The following is an 18,658-nucleotide window of genomic DNA, read 5'->3' on the forward strand; positions in this document are numbered from 1 at the left end:
TTAAATGTTATTTGCTTCCTTGCAATTTTTCAAAACTACAAGCATTTTCTGTTCCACCTTTTATTTCTTAGCCGAATCACTTGCCATTTTTTGCTCTAAATATTTCGTATGAATCACTCCTCTCTTAAAATCGTCATTTTTCATCATTTCTTGATGAAATGCAATCGTGGTTTTAATTCCCTCCACACAAAACTCATCTAAAGCGCGCGACATTCTCGCAATCGCTTCTTTGCGATTCCTACCCCACACAATGAGTTTGCCAATCATAGAATCATAAAACATTGGCACGACATACCCCGCATACGCGTGGCTATCCAAGCGCACATTGTTCCCACCCGGTGCAATCCACTTTGTAATTTTACCTGCTGATGGATAAAATTTCACTGGATCTTCTGCTGTGATTCTGCATTCCATTGCACAGCCCTTAAACTGCACGGAATCCTGCTTAGGCAACTCCTCTCCCTCCGCAATTTTAATCATCAGCTCAATAATATCCAATCCACTCACAAGCTCACTCACAGGGTGTTCCACTTGCAAACGCGTATTCATTTCCATAAAATAGAAGTTTTGATTGGAATCTAGCAAAAACTCATAAGTCCCCGCGCCCACATATTGAATCGCCTTTGTCGCGGTGATTGCGGTTTGCAACAATTTCTCACGCGTTTTTGGCTCTAATGTGGGTGCTGGGGATTCCTCAATAAGTTTTTGATGTCGTCTTTGCAAGGAGCAATCCCTCTCTCCTATATGCAAAACATTGCCGTGCTTATCGGCTAAAATCTGCACTTCTATATGCTTTGGCTTATCAATAAACTTTTCCATATAAATCGTGCCATCACCAAATGCGCTAATCGCCTCGGATTCCGCCGCAAGATAAGCGTTAAACATATTTTCTTCTTTTTCCACGATACGCATACCGCGTCCGCCCCCACCTGCTGCGGCTTTTAAGATAACAGGATAACCGATTTCTTTTGCAAGTTTGAGTGCCTCCTCTTTGGATTCCACTGCGCCATCGCTTCCCGGAATCACAGGCACACCTGCATTTTTCATCACTTCTTTTGCCTTGCTTTTATCGCTCATCAAAGCCATTACATCGGGGTTTGGTCCTATAAATTCTATTTTATGGTGCTTACAAATCTCCACAAAATTTTGATTCTCACTCAAAAACCCATATCCCGGAAAAATCGCATCGGCTTTAAACAACTCCGCAGCAGAAATAATCGCAGGGATATTCAAATAGCTCTCGCTGGATTTATCCCCACCAATGCACACCTTTGCATCTGCTAAATCCAAATAATGCGCGTCTTTATCTGCAGTAGAATAAACCGCAATCGCCTTTTTTCCCATTTCTTTAATCGTGCGAATTGCTCTTAGCGCAATCTCACCACGATTAGCAATCAAAATGGTTTGAATCTCTTTTTTCTCTTGCATTAGATTTTCTCCACCACAAACAAGGGAGAATTGTATTCCACAGGTTGTGCATCATTAGGGATAATCTCCAAAATCTTGCAATCAAACTCTGCTTCAATTTCATTCATAATTTTCATTGCCTCAATGATTCCTAATGTTTGTCCTTTTTTTACCTTATCACCGACATTTACATACGCTGGAGTATCGGGGCTTGGACAACGATAAAATGTTCCAACCATTGGAGAATTAATCGTTTCACCCGCCAAAAGTGGTGCAACAGGAGCAGAAGCGACAGGTGCGACTTGAGGAAGGCTTTGTGATACTTGAGCTGGAGCTGGTGTTGTTTGCACAACAGGAGCAGACACACTCACATTGCTAATACCCTTTTCAAGTTTAATTTTTGAATTTTCTTGTGAAATGCTTAAGCGATTCAAATTACTCGCATCAAAGATTTCTATGAGCTCTTTTATCTCTTTAAAATTCATTTTAAAGCCTTTTTAAAAATAAATTCTTGAAGCATTCTTTGGGGATTCCAAAGTTTTTTGCTTGTTTAATCTGTTATAATATCATAATTTAATTAAAAAACTAAATAAGGAATCAAAATGGGCTTAAAAGAAGATACTTGGATTCGTGAAATGGCAACAAAACACGCAATGATTGAACCCTTTTGTGAAAATCAAGTGGGGCAAGGCGTGGTCAGCTATGGACTCTCTAGCTATGGCTATGATATTCGTGTCAGCAATGAGTTTAAAATTTTTACAAACATTAATGCAATGGTGGTAGATCCAAAAAACTTTGATTCCGCCAATGTTGTGGATTTTGTCGGCGATGTGTGTATCGTGCCACCCAATTCTTTTGCACTTGCAAGAACGATTGAATATTTTAAAATTCCGCGCAATATTTTAGCCATTTGTTTGGGCAAAAGCACTTATGCGCGATGTGGAATCATCGTCAATGTTACGCCTTTTGAGCCGGAGTTTGAGGGGCATATCACGATTGAAATTAGCAACACTACGCCACTTCCTGCTAAAATTTACGCCAATGAGGGAATTGCACAAGTGCTGTTTTTAGAGGGAGATAGGGATTGTGAAGTGAGCTATAAGGATAAAAAGGGTAAATACCAAAAACAGCAAGGCATTACCCTACCTAGAATCTTGAAATAAGGATTCTTAGCATTGCGTCCTTGTGAGATTCTGCATTAGCGGAATCGTGGCGCATTACCCCTTTTTTGTCATCACAAAGCCTCGTTAGGCTGTGGCAATCCACGCTCTCCGCTTCGCCATTGTGAGAAAATTTGAAAAATTTTCGTGGCAATCTATAATGTTGCGCTTCTTTAAAGGATTTCATTGTAAAGATTTCTTTTATATTTGATGATGGATTTGCAAGTGTGGGTCGGTTGCTTTCGCAACAGACGCTTTGGCTTCGCCTTGCAATGACAAGGTGGCAGACGCTTTGGCTTTTTGTCATTGCAAGAATTGCAACGCGATTCGTGGCAATCCATAATGCGAGATTCAAGAAAACACAACAATAGAATCTTAAAATATTCAAAGGAGATTGTAAAGATTTACTTTTTGTATAATTATAGATTGCTTCGTTGCTTCGCGCCTCGCAATGACAAAGCAGAATCTACTTCAATGCCTTTAGAATTCTTTGCGCTTTTCTTGAAACAAAAGAATAAAGGCGGATTCTAAAGCTATAAAATTTATCCTTTTGCATTCTTTGCCTCTCTTTCTCTAGCTCCTCTACTAGCACACTAGGAGAGCAAAACTCCAATGTTTTAGGGTGAATATAGCGCGGATAAAGCAAATATGCTCCACAAAATAACTCCTCTAAACTCAACTTGCGATTCCGCCTTGCGCAAGTTTGCTTGTCTATCGTAAGCCCCCAACCTGCATAAAAAGGCATTCCATAAGTAACAACCTTTTTACCATAGAGCAGAGCTTCAAACCCACTAAGCGAAGTGAGAATATGCACTTCATCTACCGCTTCTATCGCAGAGAATAAGCTCACATTGTCTATTATCTCATCGCAATATTTTAACGCAATTTGTGGCTCAATTTGCCCAATACGATTCCCACTTAGCACATCAGGGTGAGGCTTGTAAAGGATATAGGCATTGGGATTCTCCTCTCTTACCCTCTTGAGTAAAGAAAGATTCGTCTCACCGGGCGCACCATAAGCTATAGAAGCATCATCTTCTACTTGTCCGCTCACTAGAATCTTTGTCTTATTTGTTGGAATTTGCAATTGTTTATGGGAATTAATGTTGTATTTAGAAATCTTATTTTTTAGAATCTTGTTTTTTAGCTCATAGGATTCTTGTAAAAGTGTTGTGTCAAATTGCGCAGATTGCAAAATCTCTTCTAAATCACTTGTTTGCGTGGGGTCAAAATACATTCCTTGTGCATCAAAAACTTGAGAAAAAGGGCGCGTAAGATCTGAACCAAGTGAAAGGGAACGAATAAATCCATCTTCTACACGCACGACTTTTAAGCCCTTTTCCTTAGCGTAGGATTCTACTTCTGGAAAACTTTTGCGTCCCCAAATAAAAATATCACTCTTTAAATCCAACCCCCTTTTTAATGCCATCTCTAACGGACTATCTGAAATTGGATTAATAAAAATTAAATCTTGTGGCGAATAATTAGGAACAAAAGGCTTGATAAAATTATGTTTCCAATAGGAAAATCCAAAAAAATAAGCCTTATGATTTGTTTTGAGATACAAAGGCTTATAACGCGCAATCGTGCGCAAGGTATCCATAATATCGCTCTTGCGCTGATAAATGGGATTGTAGTATTGCGTATAAAGAATATAACTTGCAGCAAAAACCTCCTCTAAACTCAACTTGCGATTCCGCCTTACGCAAGTTTGCTTGTCTATCGTAAGCCCCCAACCTGCATAAAAAGGCATTCCATAACATACACACTCACACCCTACAAGCAAAGCCTCAAAACCCATTTGGGAAGTTTTGGTATAGACTTTAGCAAAAAATTTCAACAAAGAGAGGGGATTAAAATCCTCTGTTATCACCTGACAAAAGGGTGGAATCTCGTGAGGCTCAATATCAGATTGTCGCTTCCCGCTCAAGACATCGGGGTGAATTTTAAGGTAAATCTTAGCATTTGGATTCTCTAAATGTGCAGATTCTATCATCTCCTTTGTGCTAAATTTCTCACCATAGCCATATAACAAGCTAGAATCCTTGTGCGTTTGCGCAATGATTAAAACTCTTTCTTTATTGGAATCAAAATAACCTTGCGGGACATCTTGGGTGCAGTTGTATTTAGAAATATTATGCTGGACAATCCACCGCATTGCCTCTCTAGCAGTATCAAGCAAGGCAGAATTTCTTTGAAAATCATATGTGTTGAGCAGATTTTCTAATGCACTTGGGCGAGTTGCGTCATAATAAATTCCAACCTCATCTTGCACCAAAGAAAAACTAGACGCACCCTTAACGCCCAAGTCAAAGGAGCGGATAAATCCGTCTTCTAGTAAAACAAATTTGCAATGGTATTTTTGCGCTAAGGCTATGGCATTAAAGCCTGTTTTTTTGCGCCCCCAGCCATAAAACGCAGAATCTTTTGTAATCTTTGCTCTACTTGGAAAAATAGGCGGAGAATTTTCTAAAAGCTGCTTAGGATAGGCTCTTTTAGGTTTTAAAAAATCATAAAAAGCCCAAAGATAGATAAAGGTTGGAATCCTTAAATGCGTTGCCTTTTTCAGTAACGCACTATCACCAAAAAACTCTTTAGGTCTTGTAAGGAGTTTTCTTATTTTGCCACTTAAGGGTTTTTTGATAGGCTTCACTCCCTTGCCAAGCTCAAAGAATCCGGGATAATCCTCCAATGGATAGCCAAATTGGTTCATCAAAGAAAGAATGAAATCCCGCAGGTTTTGCATAGGTTTTTGGGATTGCCAACCTACATTTTGTGCGTCAAAGCGTCGCATACTCTCCAACAAAAGTTGCTCATTGGGTTTGCGTCTGAAATAAAAAGCATTTATGAGTGCCATAGAACGCCACCGATGAAGCAAAACCAAGCCTTTAAAAAAGTAAGGTAGAGAATAAAAGCTAAGATATTTTCTAAATCCCTTTGCGTCCCCTAAAAATTGGTGTCGCACATCGGTATAATAGTCTTGTGGTTTTTGAGAATGGGGACTTAGTGCAGCAAGTCTGTGCAAAAACTCAAAATCCTCTCCCCCGTGTCCTAAAAAATCCTCTCTAAAGCCTCCTAAACTTTCAAAATATTGCTTCTCTATGATGATTGCCGAGCTATTAGCCGAAATACTCTCCACAAGATGATTTTCACCCTTTAAAAAACTTCTTTGTAATGTGGCAGAATCTCTTGTTTGCTCAAAAAACATTGTCCCCTCACGCGTCAAATACAAAAATGGGAGTGAGAGGAATCGCCTCTTGCCACTCTCTAGCTTAGATTCTATCTCTTGAAGTAGCAAGGATTCAAAATTACTAGAATAATCCATATCCACATCATAAAAAAACAAATATTTTTGCGTTGCGAGACTTACTGCTTGATTTCTAGCATACGCGGGAGAAAAAATCTGCTCTTTGGAGGGTGAATGTATAATTTTAATATTTGCATCGGTGCTTTTTAGCAGACTATCTTTGCTGCAATCAGCAAAAATCACTTCAAAAGACTCTTTTCCTTTAAATTTTTCTATTAATTCTAAAGCTCTTTTGTAGATAAAAGAATCAGAGTTTTTATAAAATATCGGAATAATAAAACTTAACAAGGATAATGCCTTTAATGCTCTCAAAAATTAAAAGGGTAATTATATAATAAAAGGCAGTTTGGATTCTGCCCTTGTGAGAAAATTTATAAAATTTTCGTAGCAATCTATAATGCGGAATCTCGTTTGTAAAGTTTCCATTGCTCTATTTGCTTTATGCTAGATTATAGATTGCTTCGTCATTCGTTGCACTCATTCCTCGCAATGACAGAAAACTAACCACTGCGTCATTGCGAGAAGTCGTAAGACTTCGTGGCAATCTATAATCTTGAATTGTCTTAAAGATTCCATTGTGAATATTTCTGTGTGCGTATTTATAGATTGCTTCGGCTTTGCCTCGCAACGACGGAATCCAAAGCGCGTAACACTAGTATTCGGGAATACAAAAGTAAGACGCAATGGCGCAATAAGATACTATGATCTATCTTTATTTCCAAAATTCTGTATTATGGATTCCCACATCACTTGCTTTAAAGACCGGATTTTTTCCCTCTTTCTTTTGTCTTTCATAATCTTTTAACACTTTTATAGCAATGTTTCCGAGTAATAAAATCGCTATAATATTAATGATTGCTGTAACTCCCATCACTACATCAGCGGTATTCCAAGCTAAATCAAGGCTAACTTGCGAACCTAAGAAAACTGCAAAAACGGCTGTTATACGAAAAATATTTAAAGCAATTTTATTTTTTGTGATAAATTTAAAATTCGCTTCCGCATAAAAATGATTGCCAATCAAAGAAGTGAAAGCGAAAAGCACCACCGCAACGCTAATAAAATGCAAGCCAAATTCCCCAAAATACCCTTCCATCACCTTTTGCACAAGAGGAAAACCTTTAAATTCCTTGAGATTCTCTACATTGGAGCAAATTACCATTAAAGCAGTTGCGGAACAAATAATTAAAGTATCTATGAATACAGACAAAGTCTGCACCATACCTTGCTTTGCGGGGTGAGTCGTGTGTGCAGCCGCCGCAGCGTTGGGCGCAGAACCCATACCTGCCTCATTGGAATACAAACCCCTTTTGATACCTATCACCATAGCACTGCCCGAAAATCCCCCAAAAATGGATTCAAAATCAAAGGCTTGTGCAAAAATTTGACTAAAAGCATTTGGAATCGCATCAAAATGCAACACTATCACGACAAGGGCAACAATCAAATACGAAAAAGCCATTACAGGCACAAGCACCGAGCTTATAATGGCACTTGCTTTAGAAGTTCCAAAGTAGAATCCAGCCACCAATATAGACACGATAATGCCGATAAAAATCTTCAACGAACCCTCATTGAAAGCCTCACTGCCTACATAAACCTCAAAAGCACTTGTTAGCGTGAAAGATTGCAAGCCATTGAAACCATAAGTAAAACAGGCAATAAGAGAAATGGCAAAAATAATACCAAAAACTCTTGAACCCAAAGCACTTTCTATGTAATAAGCGGGTCCTCCCTTGTAATTAAACTCTCCATCGCTTCTTTTATAAACTTGCGCCAAAGTGCTTTCTATAAAGGCACTTGCACCCCCAACAATCGCCACCACCCACATCCAAAACAAAGCACCAACGCCACCTAAACTAATCGCCACACCAACACCCACGATATTGCCAATCCCCACTCTAGAAGCCGTTGAAATCATCAACGCACCAAAGGGTGAAATATGCTCCTTTTGTCCTTTTTCTTTAAGGATAAAAAACACATCAGAGAGAAAACGAAACTGAATGAAGCGCGTTTTGATAGTAAAATAAAGCCCACAAGCAAGGAGTAGAAAAATCAAAATATAAGTGTATAAAAACCCACTCAACGCATCTATAAGATTTGAAAATTCTAAAACCACTTCTGAAAAATCCATATCACTCCCTACAATCAAATGGCGTATCATACCATAAAGATTCCAAAATCCAAGAATCTTTGTATTTTATCGCGTCTTTGCAAGAATTGTTTGCGATTTGCGACAATCCACGCTCTCCACTTTGTCATTGCAAAGTGCCAACCAAAGCACACATTGTATAGTAATTGTGCGAGTTTTGGTGAGTTGTTAGCGCACAACACGCCCACGCTTACAAATCCATAATTTTGCATATCTAAAGTTTTCCACTTTGTCATTGCGAAGCCTCGTAAGAGACTGTGGTAATCTATAACTTTGGATTGCTTGTAAGTTTCTCACTCTATCATTGCAAGAAAAATTGAAAAATTTTCGTAGCAATCTATAATTTTGCACTTCTTTAAGGATTCTATTGTGAAATTTCCTTTTTTCAAGATTATGGATTGCTTCGTCATTTGCTTCGCCCATTCCTCACAATGACTAAAGGAGAGAATAGATTGCCTCGCCCCGCAATGACAGAATAGCAAGGTGTCATTGCAAGGCGAAGCCGAAGCGATCCATAATCTAGCATACAAGAAACCTTTATCTGTCCATTCTCCACCATAGCACAGATTTTAACCCCGCGCCTTTTCACTTGGGCAAACCATTTGCTTTTGTGCATATTCTCTGCGGCTTGTTTATAATCCCCACATTCAAAGAATCGTAAGGTGTTTTTAAAGCTTTTGAGTGTCCCTAAGCCCACATTGTAATCAAAATCCACTAATGCCGCTTTCCTAACACAATCCATTTTGGAAAACCAAACAAAAGCCTCATCTAATTCCTTGTAACATTTCTCTAAATACTCTCTTAACCACTCTCTAGCCACAGCCTCGCTTACACTTCCATCAGGATTCAACTTTACCTTTTCCTCTATGCTTAGCGGGTTTGCCTCAATGTTGCGCCCGAAGCCCATCGTATCAAATCCCGCAGGACATTTATAAACTTTGCTTCTAAAACCCTCAAATTCTGCACTTAAGGGTAAAATTAAATCAATGGTTTCTTTCATTTCTTTTCCTCTGTTAATAAAATTCAATGTTGGGGAGTTTTAGGGATTCCAAGCAAGAGTAGGTAACCTAGATTAGTAAGTAAAACCTTTCCTTATTGCTTGGAATCTTAAGCTTAACTCTAGTTAATCTTTAACTTAAACACGCAAAAACAAAAATCTAAAGACAGGATTCCTATCCGCACAATGTGTCAATAGAGTTTATAATGTCCCTTGTTGGCTAAATTTGTTTTTAGCTTCTGCTATGGTAATGCCACTAATGAGATAATGCCCTTTATTCTTGCCTTTTGCAAAATCCTCTTGGATTCTAAAGTTTGCAAGTGTTTTGAGTTTGTTGTATTTCGTTACGCCATAATGAGCATTTGGTCTATTCTTGCGCAAAAAATTTACAGCCTTTGCTTCTGTTTCAGCAGCATACACGCTCATACCTGCAACAATTTCCTTATCTTGCTCATCTGTATCAATTTCAACTTTTCCATTATTAAGACCCCTCACAACATACCAATTATCCTCTATACTCATTTTGTATCCTTTCTTTTAAATTGTTAGCCAAATTTCTCTTGCTTGTTCTCTTGTGATGATTGCTTTGTCTAAGGTGATTTTATCTTGATGAATCCTCACTTGATGAACGCTAAAACTTTGAAACAAGGATTTAAAGAAGTTTGGCTTTTGAAGTAAATATTTGTTTTATTTGTTTTTGTAAATGTTAAAACGAAGCTCTATGTTTAAGGTATATTTTGGATAAAAAAGCATTTTGAATGCCTGTTCTAACGATTTTTCAAAATGTTTTTGCGATAAAATTCCAAGTTGATAATAACGTTCTTGCATTAAATCTTGAATCTTATTTTCGCAAAACACTTTTTCTTTTTGTAAAAGAAAAACAAATATTTCCAAATTGATAACTAATTTTGATTTTTTGCCTTTGTGGAATCCAATCCAGCTTAAATCAAAGAATCTAGCCATCAATCACCTCTTATCTCAAGCAACTTTATTGAATATTGCGCATTGCTTATGAGGACGATTCCTCTTTGGGCTGTATGGAACGATTGATAATATCTAAGACTCTTGATAATCCCTCGCTCATTCCATCATCTTTTGCAATGAGTTCTATGTGGTATTTAGCGGAAGTATCCGTGCTTCTTGTGTTTTCTTTATGAGAGCTAATGGAACCTTTAATGGATACTTTTGCTTTAAAACACGCAAAACCAATGCTTGCTTCCGCATCAAGCGAACCGCTTTTATCACCTGAAGTTTTGGATTCTTCTGCGGTTTTGACTTCCATATCAAAAGCAACATTCACATTGTTAATTGCTAGACTTGGAATCTTTACCACAGCAAGAAGCGGAGTTTGGATATTCATTTTTTGAGTTGTTCCGTCTTCTTTAATCTGTTCGTATTTAAAATCCACCGTTCTTACTGCGGAATCCTCTTGCATTCCAACCGTTTGGATAAAATTTGCTGTGGCATTTGCAAGTTGTAATTGTGCGTTGCAAGCTGCTTGTAAGGGTCCTCCTATGAGGGACGACATATCTAACCCTGAAAATTGATTTGTAATTTCCGTTGCCATTTTTAACTCCTTAAATTATTGATTTTCTCCATTATTTTCTTTTACATCTTGTTGTTCCTCCTTTCTTAGGATTAGATTTTCTTGGTATCCTTGAACGTGGTTAATAAGCTCGTTAATCATTCTTGAAGTTCCTTCGGATAAATCGTGTTTGCTTATTGTTAAGCAAATGTGTGCGCTTAATCCCTTTTCTTTGCCAAAGCTGGAGCCTACAACATCAACCTTTAAGGAAAGCAAGGCATCAAAGCTTTTTATCGTCTTGTCGTTTTCCTCTTGACTTAAGCCTTCTAATCCAACCAAGCCAACATCAAATTCTGTTTTTATAGTTTCTATGTGAATAGGTGTAATAGGTAAAAGATTGATATAAGGAACGCTATAATATCTAGTTTTTAGAAACTTCTCATTGGAATCTGGAATCCCTATTTTTATGGTTTTTGGAAAGATTCCGGGTAAGAGTTCGTCTGTTAAATTGCCCTGTGCGTCTTTTTTAAACTTTTTCTTAAAAAAGGTAAAAATATGAGAGAGTTGGGATTCCTCAACATCACTTTGTGCCTGTGCAACAGCTTTTGAAATAGAGACGATAATATCACTTAGAGATTTTGCTTCTTTTGCCATTTGTTATCCTTGTAAAAATATTGTTAAGTATAATATAGTCGCTATATTAGCAACTATCTAAATGCGAAGTGTCTGCATTTAGATAGTTGCTATACCTTTGTCAAGTTTATTTAAAAAAATCAGATTATTTTGTTTTTAATGGATTGTAAAATTATTTTTTGTTAAATTGCAGTTGGATAAAAAAGCTCTATTGTTTTTGAAATCATCATTCAAGGAGCGAAAATGAATATTGGGAATTTTTTAGTTGTGTATTTTGCTTTGTTTTTTGGAGTTTTTACCTTAGCGCAAAATGCTATAACAGAGGAAAAAGAGCTTTCGGAGGTTTGCACAGATTATCAGTCTTGGGTGCAAAATAAAGATATTTTGAATACTTATCCTTTCTTTAAAGGAGAGGGGATAGAAAGCAAAAACGCAAAGCCTTTTAGTTATCGTAATCTTAACTCCAAAACAACCCAAATAAACCCCTTTTAAGAAAAACTTTGCCACAACAAAATGCAGAGGATACTTTGCGTTTTGTAAAAAGCTTAGAAAAGGAAAACGATGGTAAAACTTGCTATATCATAAAAAATGAGAATGAAATATGGATTCGCTCACAACCGATGAAACCCAAAGAATTTATTTTCATTTTAATGCAAGAGGGGCAAAGTGCCAAGCTTTATTATTATGAAAATATCACTTTTGATGAGGATTGAAGCTTTAAGTAGGGCTTTTGCCTTGCTTAAATGCTTGCTATTGTTTGTTAAGCTTGTGAGTTTTTATGCTTCTCCTTAAATATTCTTTAAACCTTGATGTATTTAACCTCTTGCCCCCCCATTTTTTGCTATAATTTTGCCCTCGCGCTTTTAAAAGGGAGAATCTTAACGTTTATTTATTTCAAAGAAGGATTGTCATATGTCGTCTATTGGTAGCAATTTAATTGCGATTATTTGTCTGTGTGTTTGTATTGTTGTTGCAACACTTAGTTTTTTGAATTATTCCACGAATGCAAGCTTTATCAAAAACAAGCTTGAGAACTATGAATTGCCTCTTGCGGGGGAGAAAGTCGCCTTGCGCGTGGATAAAGAGTTGAGAATTTATTTGAGTGCTTCTAATGCAATGGCGCATAATGCCTATATTTTGGAGTGGATTGAAGGCGGGGAGAGTGCGCAATTACAGGGTGGGGAGCAGTTGTTTTTCAAAAATCAACAAGCCATTGAAAAGGCATTTGGAGCTTTTACCACCTTTCTTGCTTCTGCTAAGACTGCGAAGTTTTATTCTAGCAGGAGTCTGGAATCTATACTTGATATAAAAGGTAGAGATAGCTGGTTTGTGGATTTGCAAAACGCAAAGGGTGATTATGTTTTAAACATTAACACTGATAGAGAAAGCGGTAAGCAATCTTTGTTTGTCAATTATAAAGTTTTGGACGATAAAGGCACATTTGTTGGCGCAACAGGACTTGGTGTCTCTGTGGAAGCATTAGCGGATTTCATCGCAAAAGAGAAAATCGGCAAGAGCGGTTATTCTTTTGTGGTGAATACGAGTGGCAAGATTATCTTGCACCCTGATAGAAAGCTTATGGGCGCATCGTCTCTTAGCGATTTAAGCGGTGTGCGCGACATTGCACAAGATATGCTTAGCAATGCGAAATCTGTCTTTACCTATGTGGATAAGGTGGAGCAAATTGCAGTGGTAACGAGGCTTCCGGAGTTAGGTTATATCGTGATTAGTCAAATTTCTGCGAGTGAGGCTTATGAATCTCTTAATATGATTTTTTGGCGTTCCTTGATTCTGGGTGTTGTTTTTGTGATTTTGGGCATTATTTTTGCAGTTTTTGTGGGGCGATACTTCAAAAACAATATCACGAAATTACAACAAAGAGTTCTTGAATTTTGTGAATATGTCAATTCCAAACGGGATTCCATTGCGCCAATCCATATTGAAAGTAAAGATGAAATCGGCACAATGGCGCGAGTATTAAATAAAGAAATTCACAACACGCAAGAGAATTTGAAAATCAACAATGAGGTGATTAAGCAAGTGCAAGAAGTTGTGAATCGCATTGAAAAGGGTGATTTTAGCGGACAAATTACCTTTAAACCAAGCAATCTTCAACTCATTTCCCTTGTTTCTTTGATTGAGCAACTAAAGACTTCTTTGCATACTTGCTTACCAAAGCCACAGAAGTGCTAACAGAGTTTGCGAATTATGATTTTACGAAGCGGTTAGAAGTAGGACATTATCAAAACGAGGCAAAGGATTTGCTAAGCGGAATCTCTAATCTCGGCGAGATGATGCGCTCAATGCTCAAAGATGAGCTTAATCTCTCTAGCAATCTCGCTAATCAGTCCAACAGCCAAACGGAACAGATGAATACGCTTTTTGATTCTATGGAGAAGCAAGTCAGTGCGCTTGGCAAAATGGTGGATTTAGCGGCAGACATTACCGATTCTATGCAAAGTGTTTCAAGTCGCACTTCCGATGTGATTGCGCAGGGAGAGGATATTAAAAATGTCATCGGTATCATTCGGGATATTGCAGATCAAACAAACCTTTTAGCCCTCAATGCTGCGATTGAGGCGGCAAGGGCTGGGGAACACGGCAGGGGCTTTGCGGTTGTTGCCGATGAAGTGCGCAAACTTGCAGAACGCACACAAAAAAGTTTAGGTGAGATTGAGGCAAATACAAATCTCCTTGTGCAGTCTATTAATGATATGGCGGAATCCATTAAGGGGCAAGAGCAAGGCATTAATCAAATCAATGAAACCACAAACGCCATTAACGACGCCACGGAGGAGAATAAGCAAATCGTGCATAGTGTGTTAGATGTTAGCAGACAGATTGACGCAAGTGCCTTGCAAATCAAATCCGATGTGGAGAAAAAGAAGTTTTAGGGATTTAAAATAGTATTCTATAAATTCAGTAATATATCGCTGTTGGGATTCCATTGTAGAATCTTTGGTATGCAAAATTATGGATTGCCACGAAGCCTTACGACTTCTCGCAATGACTAAGTGGTGAATTTTTCTATTTACAAGATTATGGATTGCTTTGTTGCGTTTCGCATTGCCTCGCAATGAAGCGGTTTATATTCTTGTCAATTTACCTAACTATAACGTGCATTTTTTTATGTTTATTTTTGTAACTATTAATGGGTAGTGTGTAAAAAATTTACAAATTTTAATAAAAAAGAGTGGAATATTTTTGAAATGCGTTACAATAAAAACATCTTAATTTTTAAAGAATGTCAATGAAATTTTTATTTGTATGGCTATTAATGGCTTCGTAGTTGTTTGGCGTGGTGAATTTAAACACGGCAAGCAAAGAAGAATTAATGCAGGTTAAGGGAATCGGATAAGTCAAAGCGCAGGCAATTTTGGATTATCGCGCTATCAAGCCCTTTAAGTCTATTAATGAGCTTGGTAATATCAAAGGGTTTGGAGAGAAAAACTTTAGAAATGTTAAAAGGTAAATTTGTGGTGGAGGAAATTTTAGAGATAAAAACCAAATAAAAATCAAACAAATAAAATATATCACCTATTCAAGATAAAAAGATTTTAGATTTTTAAAGAATAAAATTTATATTTTTAGCTATTTTTACTTGTAAATAAGCACTTTTTGGCTAGAACTGAGAGAATTTTTGGAATCTCCTCATGTCGTTGCTACGAGTGCTATTGAGTATTTTTGGTTATCAACATTATGGATTGCTTCACTTCGTTCGCAATGACGAGAAACCAAAGCATCTGCTACTTCGTTATTACGAGGGCTTTGCCCGAAGCAATCCATAACCTTATCAACTCTTGATTCTGCAATGGAATCTTTAAAGTATGCCTGATTATGGATTGCTTCGTCCGTTCCGCTTTTAAGCCCAAAAAAAATTAAGAAAATTGCAAAACAATCCTCAAGCAAAGATTGGACTTTAAAAATAATATCACTATTATTTGTGTAGATGACGGAAGCACTGATAATAGCGCAAAGATTATCCAAAAATATCAAAAGAAATTTCCAGAAAATATCGTTTATCTCCACAAAGAAAATAGCGGACAAGCAAGTGCAAGGAATCTAGGAATAAAGTGGCTCCAAGAGAAGCTAGGCTACACAGAGTGCTTTGGCTTCTCGTCATTGCGAGGCGAAGCAATCCATAATCAAGCAAATCAAACAATGAAATCTTTAAAGGTGAGATTCTGTATTATGGATTTGCGCAGTGTGCGCCACGAGATTCTAGCGAATCTCTCGCAATGACGCAGTGGGAGATTCTACCTTTCGCAATGAAAGATTCCAACCCGCCTTGCCCTTGCAAGACTTAAAGTTTAGAGCTCCTTTAAAATCTGCTCCACCATAGCTTTTGGATTCTGCGCCTTATAAATTGGACGCCCCACAACGATAAAATCACTCTTTGCCTCTTTAGCTTCCTCTAAAGTTGCCACACGTTTTTGGTCTCCACTGCTCTCGCCAAAAGGTCGGATTGCAGGTGTAAGGGTTAAAAAATTTTCTCCTATCTGTTCTTTTATTGTTTTAGATTCCTCGCAAGAGCATACAACACCATTAACATTGCATTCTTTTGCCATTTTGGCAAACTCTAACACTTGCGTTTGCAATCCTGTGTGATAAACCTCAAAGAATCCCTTTTCATCAAAGCTTGTTAAAGCAGTAACCGCCATCACAAGAGGGGGATTTGGAATTTCTTTTAACCTTTGCACTACCTCATTCATCGCCTCTCTACCGCTACTTGCGTGAAGTGTAATCATATGCACTCCAAGTTTTGCAATCTCCTCTGCACTATCGCCCATTGTGTTTGGAATATCATAGAGCTTTAAATCCAAAAAAATACGAAAGAGCGGATTAATTGCCTTGATTTGTTCTAAAAGCTTCACTCCATCGCGTATAAAACTACGCAACCCTACTTTTACCCATAAATAATCTTTCTCTTTTAATGATTCTAAAAGAGCTAAATTTTGTTGCTCACTCGGCAAATCTAAAGCGACACAAAGTTTCATTGCTTATCCTTTAAAATTTATAAAATCATAACTTTTAAAAGAATAAAAAAAGTTTAAATTAATTTTCTTTTGAAAAAGTAAAATCGTTTTGAATCCTCTTAATCTTGTCAAAAAGCTTAATATAGCCTCCCTTATACCAAGCCTTATGCGCCTCAATCAATGCAACTCCCAAACGATAACTCAAATGCTTTTTACACTTTAAAATCAAAGGATTATCCGAATAAACCTCAAGAATCACCTCCAAATTATCTAATCTTGGATTATATGCACTAAGGATTCCATAGATTTTTTGGGCAATTTTATGCCACAAAGCAACTTTTAAAAGAGTCCAAGTCAAATAAAAATAATTACGATTGGAATATTTTATCATTACGCTTCCAAGCTTATATTCCAAGGAAGTATTTTTAAAAATCTCCTCCAAATCCCTTAAGGGCGAAATGGAGTTTAAAGCAAATTCCTCTAACTCTCTCCTCTCTAAATTCTTTAAAATCAACATAAACTCTTCCTGAAATATCGGAGTTTGCAAAGCATTCTCCCACCACTTTTCCCTAAACAAAGAAAGGCGAATCTTGCCTTTAGATAAATCAAACTTACCCTCCCAAGGTTTAGGACAATCCAAAAAATGGGCAATTTTTATATCTCTTAACAAGGATTCATATTCTTTTCTTGTAATTCCATACAAAGGATTCTCATTCTCTCCTTGAAATATTCCCGCAATCACATTTTGGGTATGGGGGTAAAAATTATAAGTTGAGGGCAAAAGCAATCTCTTATCCTGCGGAATCACCGCATTTAATGTGTCTTGGTCAGGAAAATTAGGATTATGCTTTTGTAAATAGGCAATGGCTTTTTCTTGAATCTTTTGCCTCTTATACTCTTGAACATTAAACAAAACAAATCCGCTATTAAATTCAAGCCTTTGAAAACTCTGTGCCACCGCTGCAATTTTGCCTTGCAAATCTAGCCCAAAAAGTTCTCTTATATCACAAAACACAAACATATCTAAATCCAAGCTTAAGGCTTTTTCCGCCTCCTCACCCAAAACTTCATCAAACTTAAGGATAAAATTTGCGACATAATTCCCTTTCCATTTTTTGCATTGATGAAATTCCTTATCGCTTAATTCATGGGTTTGGATTTTTGTAGGATATTTGGTATTTAAAATTTCTTGTAGTTTTCCTAGTTTCTCTTTAGATTCTACACTAATACTATCACAAAGAATATGAAAAATATATCCCCCCCCCCCCGCTAGATTCTTGTTAGAAATTTGTGTTTTAGCAAAAATGTTATGTATCATTGCCGCAGCAAATTTAATATAATTTTCACTAGCACAAAAACAAACAGGATACACTTACACTAGCCTTTTTTGGAGGATTTGTAAGACTTAGAATCCTTTTGAGGCTTGGACTGCTTAGAAAGTTTTGCTTCGTGCTTTGGTTTTTTGAACTTGGCTTGTTTGGGTGGATTTGCTTTAAACTTTGGTTTTTCTTGTGCAGTTTCTCTCTTGCTAAAAGCTTTAATATTCCTTGTTTTCTCCTCTTTTAGAGCTTGTTCCTCTTCTTTGCTTGTCTGCTCTTTTAAGGTTTTTACAATCTCCTCTAATGGTAAATTGCTATTTTTTGCGATTCCATCTAGCACACCATTAATAAATTTAGTAGAGGATTCATAACTAAAATGCTTAGCAATTTCTAGTGCTTCGTTAATCACTACCGCTTTATCAATCGCGCTAAATAACACCTCATAAGCTCCAAGTCGCAAAATTGCGCGTTCAATATCTCCAATGCGCTCAAAATTCCAACCTTTTAGCTGATGTGTAATACGCAAATCCAATGCCTCAAGATTCGTAAGTACGCCTGAAAACAATTCTTTTGCAAAAGTTTGTTGTGCGTTTTTTATCTTGTGTTCCTCTAAAATCTCTTCTACAAATTTAGAGATTCCATCATTCCCGCTTCCATAGGCATACAAAAGTTGCACAACCACTTCGCGCACTTGGCTTCTTGTTGCCATCTAAGCCCCAATTTTGCGATAAAGATTAATGAGTTCAATCAAACTTGCCATTGATTCAAAGCCTTTATTTCCTGCTTTTGTTCCTGCGCGCTCAATGGCTTGTTCAATAGAATCTGTGGTTAAAACACCAAAGGTTACCGCCGCCCCATAACGAATCGTAACATTCGCGATTCCTTTCGTTGCTTCTGCACTCACATAATCAAAATGTGGCGTTGCACCGCGTATCACAGCACCCAAACAGCACACGCCATCATAGTCTCCTTGTGCTAAAACTTTTTCCAACGCAAAAGGAATCTCAAAAGCACCCGGCACTAAAATATGCGTCAAATTCCCCTCTCTACCTCCGTGGCGCAAAAAACAATCTTTCGCGCCCTCCACCAATCTATCTGTAATCAAATGGTTAAAGCGACTAGAAATAATTGCGATTTTCTCATCGCCAAGCAGTGATAAGTTTCCCTCAATGATTTGCATAA

24 protein-coding genes and 2 pseudogenes are annotated in these 18,658 nt (G+C 37.4%); 9 read left to right on the top strand and 17 right to left on the bottom strand.

Annotated elements, in window-relative coordinates; genetic code table 11:
- Positions 1 to 60 precede the first annotated feature (60 nt).
- Positions 61 to 1,428, bottom strand: coding sequence for an acetyl-CoA carboxylase biotin carboxylase subunit (locus tag BS85_RS0107795; protein ID WP_026944297.1), 1,368 nt, complete (start codon positions 1,426 to 1,428; stop codon positions 61 to 63).
- On the bottom strand, positions 1,428 to 1,892 hold the full coding sequence (accB, locus tag BS85_RS0107800; protein WP_026944298.1) for an acetyl-CoA carboxylase biotin carboxyl carrier protein: 465 nt from the start codon (positions 1,890 to 1,892) through the stop codon (positions 1,428 to 1,430). The genes BS85_RS0107795 and accB overlap by 1 nt, the downstream gene beginning before the upstream one ends.
- A gap of 117 nt (positions 1,893 to 2,009) precedes the next feature.
- Here accB and dcd point away from each other — a divergent pair, with 117 nt between their 5' ends.
- The gene (gene dcd / locus BS85_RS0107805) at positions 2,010 to 2,570 is read left to right on the top strand and encodes a dCTP deaminase (protein ID WP_026944299.1); all 561 of its coding nucleotides are present in this window, start codon (positions 2,010 to 2,012) and stop codon (positions 2,568 to 2,570) included.
- Here the strand turns inward: dcd and BS85_RS11515 are convergent.
- A complete protein-coding gene (locus tag BS85_RS11515; protein ID WP_156938090.1) occupies positions 2,554 to 2,754 on the bottom strand; it encodes a hypothetical protein in 201 nt (66 codons plus the stop codon). The two genes, dcd and BS85_RS11515, sit on opposite strands and share 17 nt — an antisense overlap.
- 40 nt (positions 2,755 to 2,794) lie before the next feature.
- Here BS85_RS11515 and BS85_RS11520 point away from each other — a divergent pair, with 40 nt between their 5' ends.
- Positions 2,795 to 2,938: a hypothetical protein gene (locus tag BS85_RS11520; RefSeq protein ID WP_156938091.1), complete on the top strand. Its 144-nt coding sequence runs from the start codon at positions 2,795 to 2,797 to the stop codon at positions 2,936 to 2,938.
- A gap of 95 nt (positions 2,939 to 3,033) precedes the next feature.
- Here BS85_RS11520 and BS85_RS11095 read toward each other — a convergent pair whose 3' ends face one another.
- From BS85_RS11095 to BS85_RS0107855, 9 genes are all read right to left on the bottom strand, one after another.
- Positions 3,034 to 6,162, bottom strand: coding sequence for a capsular polysaccharide export protein, LipB/KpsS family (locus tag BS85_RS11095; RefSeq protein WP_169734700.1), 3,129 nt, complete (start codon positions 6,160 to 6,162; stop codon positions 3,034 to 3,036).
- Between the two features lie 151 nt (positions 6,163 to 6,313).
- On the bottom strand, positions 6,314 to 6,502 hold the full coding sequence (locus tag BS85_RS11525; protein ID WP_156938092.1) for a hypothetical protein: 189 nt from the start codon (positions 6,500 to 6,502) through the stop codon (positions 6,314 to 6,316).
- A gap of 84 nt (positions 6,503 to 6,586) precedes the next feature.
- Positions 6,587 to 8,008 carry an alanine/glycine:cation symporter family protein gene (locus tag BS85_RS0107820; protein ID WP_026944301.1) on the bottom strand — a complete coding sequence of 474 codons (1,422 nt, stop codon included), beginning with the start codon at positions 8,006 to 8,008 and terminating at the stop codon, positions 6,587 to 6,589.
- 26 nt (positions 8,009 to 8,034) lie between these two features.
- Positions 8,035 to 8,262, bottom strand: coding sequence for a hypothetical protein (locus BS85_RS0107825; RefSeq protein WP_026944302.1), 228 nt, complete (start codon positions 8,260 to 8,262; stop codon positions 8,035 to 8,037).
- Positions 8,263 to 8,432: 170 nt separating this feature from the next.
- Complete coding sequence (locus BS85_RS10545; protein WP_051604744.1) at positions 8,433 to 9,026, bottom strand: glycoside hydrolase family protein; 594 nt, start codon at positions 9,024 to 9,026, stop codon at positions 8,433 to 8,435.
- 198 nt (positions 9,027 to 9,224) lie between these two features.
- The gene (locus BS85_RS0107840; protein WP_026944303.1) at positions 9,225 to 9,545 is read right to left on the bottom strand and encodes a hypothetical protein; all 321 of its coding nucleotides are present in this window, start codon (positions 9,543 to 9,545) and stop codon (positions 9,225 to 9,227) included.
- Between the two features lie 165 nt (positions 9,546 to 9,710).
- Entirely contained in the window at positions 9,711 to 9,986 is a 276-nt protein-coding gene (locus BS85_RS0107845; protein ID WP_026944304.1) for a hypothetical protein, read from the bottom strand.
- Between the two features lie 46 nt (positions 9,987 to 10,032).
- Complete coding sequence (locus BS85_RS0107850) at positions 10,033 to 10,590, bottom strand: DUF2589 domain-containing protein (protein WP_026944305.1); 558 nt, start codon at positions 10,588 to 10,590, stop codon at positions 10,033 to 10,035.
- 15 nt (positions 10,591 to 10,605) lie between these two features.
- The gene (locus tag BS85_RS0107855) at positions 10,606 to 11,202 is read right to left on the bottom strand and encodes a DUF2589 domain-containing protein (protein WP_026944306.1); all 597 of its coding nucleotides are present in this window, start codon (positions 11,200 to 11,202) and stop codon (positions 10,606 to 10,608) included.
- 222 nt (positions 11,203 to 11,424) lie between these two features.
- On the opposite strand from BS85_RS0107855, the gene BS85_RS0107860 reads away from it, so the two are divergent.
- From BS85_RS0107860 to BS85_RS11530, 6 genes and pseudogenes are all read left to right on the top strand, one after another.
- A complete protein-coding gene (locus tag BS85_RS0107860) occupies positions 11,425 to 11,673 on the top strand; it encodes a hypothetical protein (protein WP_026944307.1) in 249 nt (82 codons plus the stop codon).
- Positions 11,674 to 11,681: 8 nt separating this feature from the next.
- Positions 11,682 to 11,894, top strand: coding sequence for a hypothetical protein (locus BS85_RS0107865; protein ID WP_026944308.1), 213 nt, complete (start codon positions 11,682 to 11,684; stop codon positions 11,892 to 11,894).
- Positions 11,895 to 12,093: 199 nt separating this feature from the next.
- Complete coding sequence (locus BS85_RS10905) at positions 12,094 to 13,374, top strand: PDC sensor domain-containing protein (protein WP_051604745.1); 1,281 nt, start codon at positions 12,094 to 12,096, stop codon at positions 13,372 to 13,374.
- Between the two features lie 248 nt (positions 13,375 to 13,622).
- Positions 13,623 to 14,075, top strand: a pseudogene (locus tag BS85_RS12180) (methyl-accepting chemotaxis protein); the annotation flags it as partial.
- 407 nt (positions 14,076 to 14,482) lie between these two features.
- Positions 14,483 to 14,539 carry a ComEA family DNA-binding protein gene (locus BS85_RS11935; protein ID WP_245596321.1) on the top strand — a complete coding sequence of 19 codons (57 nt, stop codon included), beginning with the start codon at positions 14,483 to 14,485 and terminating at the stop codon, positions 14,537 to 14,539.
- A gap of 15 nt (positions 14,540 to 14,554) precedes the next feature.
- Positions 14,555 to 14,653: a ComEA family DNA-binding protein gene (locus BS85_RS11530; protein ID WP_281173579.1), complete on the top strand. Its 99-nt coding sequence runs from the start codon at positions 14,555 to 14,557 to the stop codon at positions 14,651 to 14,653.
- Positions 14,654 to 14,832: 179 nt separating this feature from the next.
- Here the strand turns inward: BS85_RS11530 and BS85_RS11735 are convergent, their stop codons facing one another.
- Positions 14,833 to 15,090 carry a hypothetical protein gene (locus tag BS85_RS11735; RefSeq protein ID WP_026944310.1) on the bottom strand — a complete coding sequence of 86 codons (258 nt, stop codon included), beginning with the start codon at positions 15,088 to 15,090 and terminating at the stop codon, positions 14,833 to 14,835.
- Here BS85_RS11735 and BS85_RS11940 point away from each other — a divergent pair.
- Positions 15,073 to 15,267, top strand: a pseudogene (locus BS85_RS11940) (glycosyltransferase family A protein); the annotation flags it as partial. The gene BS85_RS11735 and the pseudogene BS85_RS11940 overlap by 18 nt on opposite strands.
- Before the next feature lie 224 nt (positions 15,268 to 15,491).
- Here BS85_RS11940 and pyrF read toward each other — a convergent pair.
- The 4 genes from pyrF to ribH are packed head-to-tail and all read right to left on the bottom strand — an operon-like array spanning position 15,492 to position 18,656.
- Positions 15,492 to 16,178 carry an orotidine-5'-phosphate decarboxylase gene (pyrF, locus tag BS85_RS0107890; RefSeq protein ID WP_026944312.1) on the bottom strand — a complete coding sequence of 229 codons (687 nt, stop codon included), beginning with the start codon at positions 16,176 to 16,178 and terminating at the stop codon, positions 15,492 to 15,494.
- Positions 16,179 to 16,236: 58 nt separating this feature from the next.
- Entirely contained in the window at positions 16,237 to 17,529 is a 1,293-nt protein-coding gene (locus BS85_RS0107895) for a glycosyltransferase (RefSeq protein ID WP_026944313.1), read from the bottom strand.
- 5 nt (positions 17,530 to 17,534) lie between these two features.
- Positions 17,535 to 18,185: a transcription antitermination factor NusB gene (gene nusB / locus BS85_RS12140; protein ID WP_084310244.1), complete on the bottom strand. Its 651-nt coding sequence runs from the start codon at positions 18,183 to 18,185 to the stop codon at positions 17,535 to 17,537.
- Positions 18,186 to 18,656, bottom strand: a complete 471-nt coding sequence (gene ribH / locus BS85_RS0107905; protein ID WP_026944314.1) for a 6,7-dimethyl-8-ribityllumazine synthase — start codon at positions 18,654 to 18,656, stop codon at positions 18,186 to 18,188.
- Positions 18,657 to 18,658: the final 2 nt, after the last annotated feature.

This window comes from Helicobacter rodentium ATCC 700285, from assembly GCF_000687535.1.
Lineage (GTDB): Bacteria > Campylobacterota > Campylobacteria > Campylobacterales > Helicobacteraceae > Helicobacter_D > Helicobacter_D rodentium.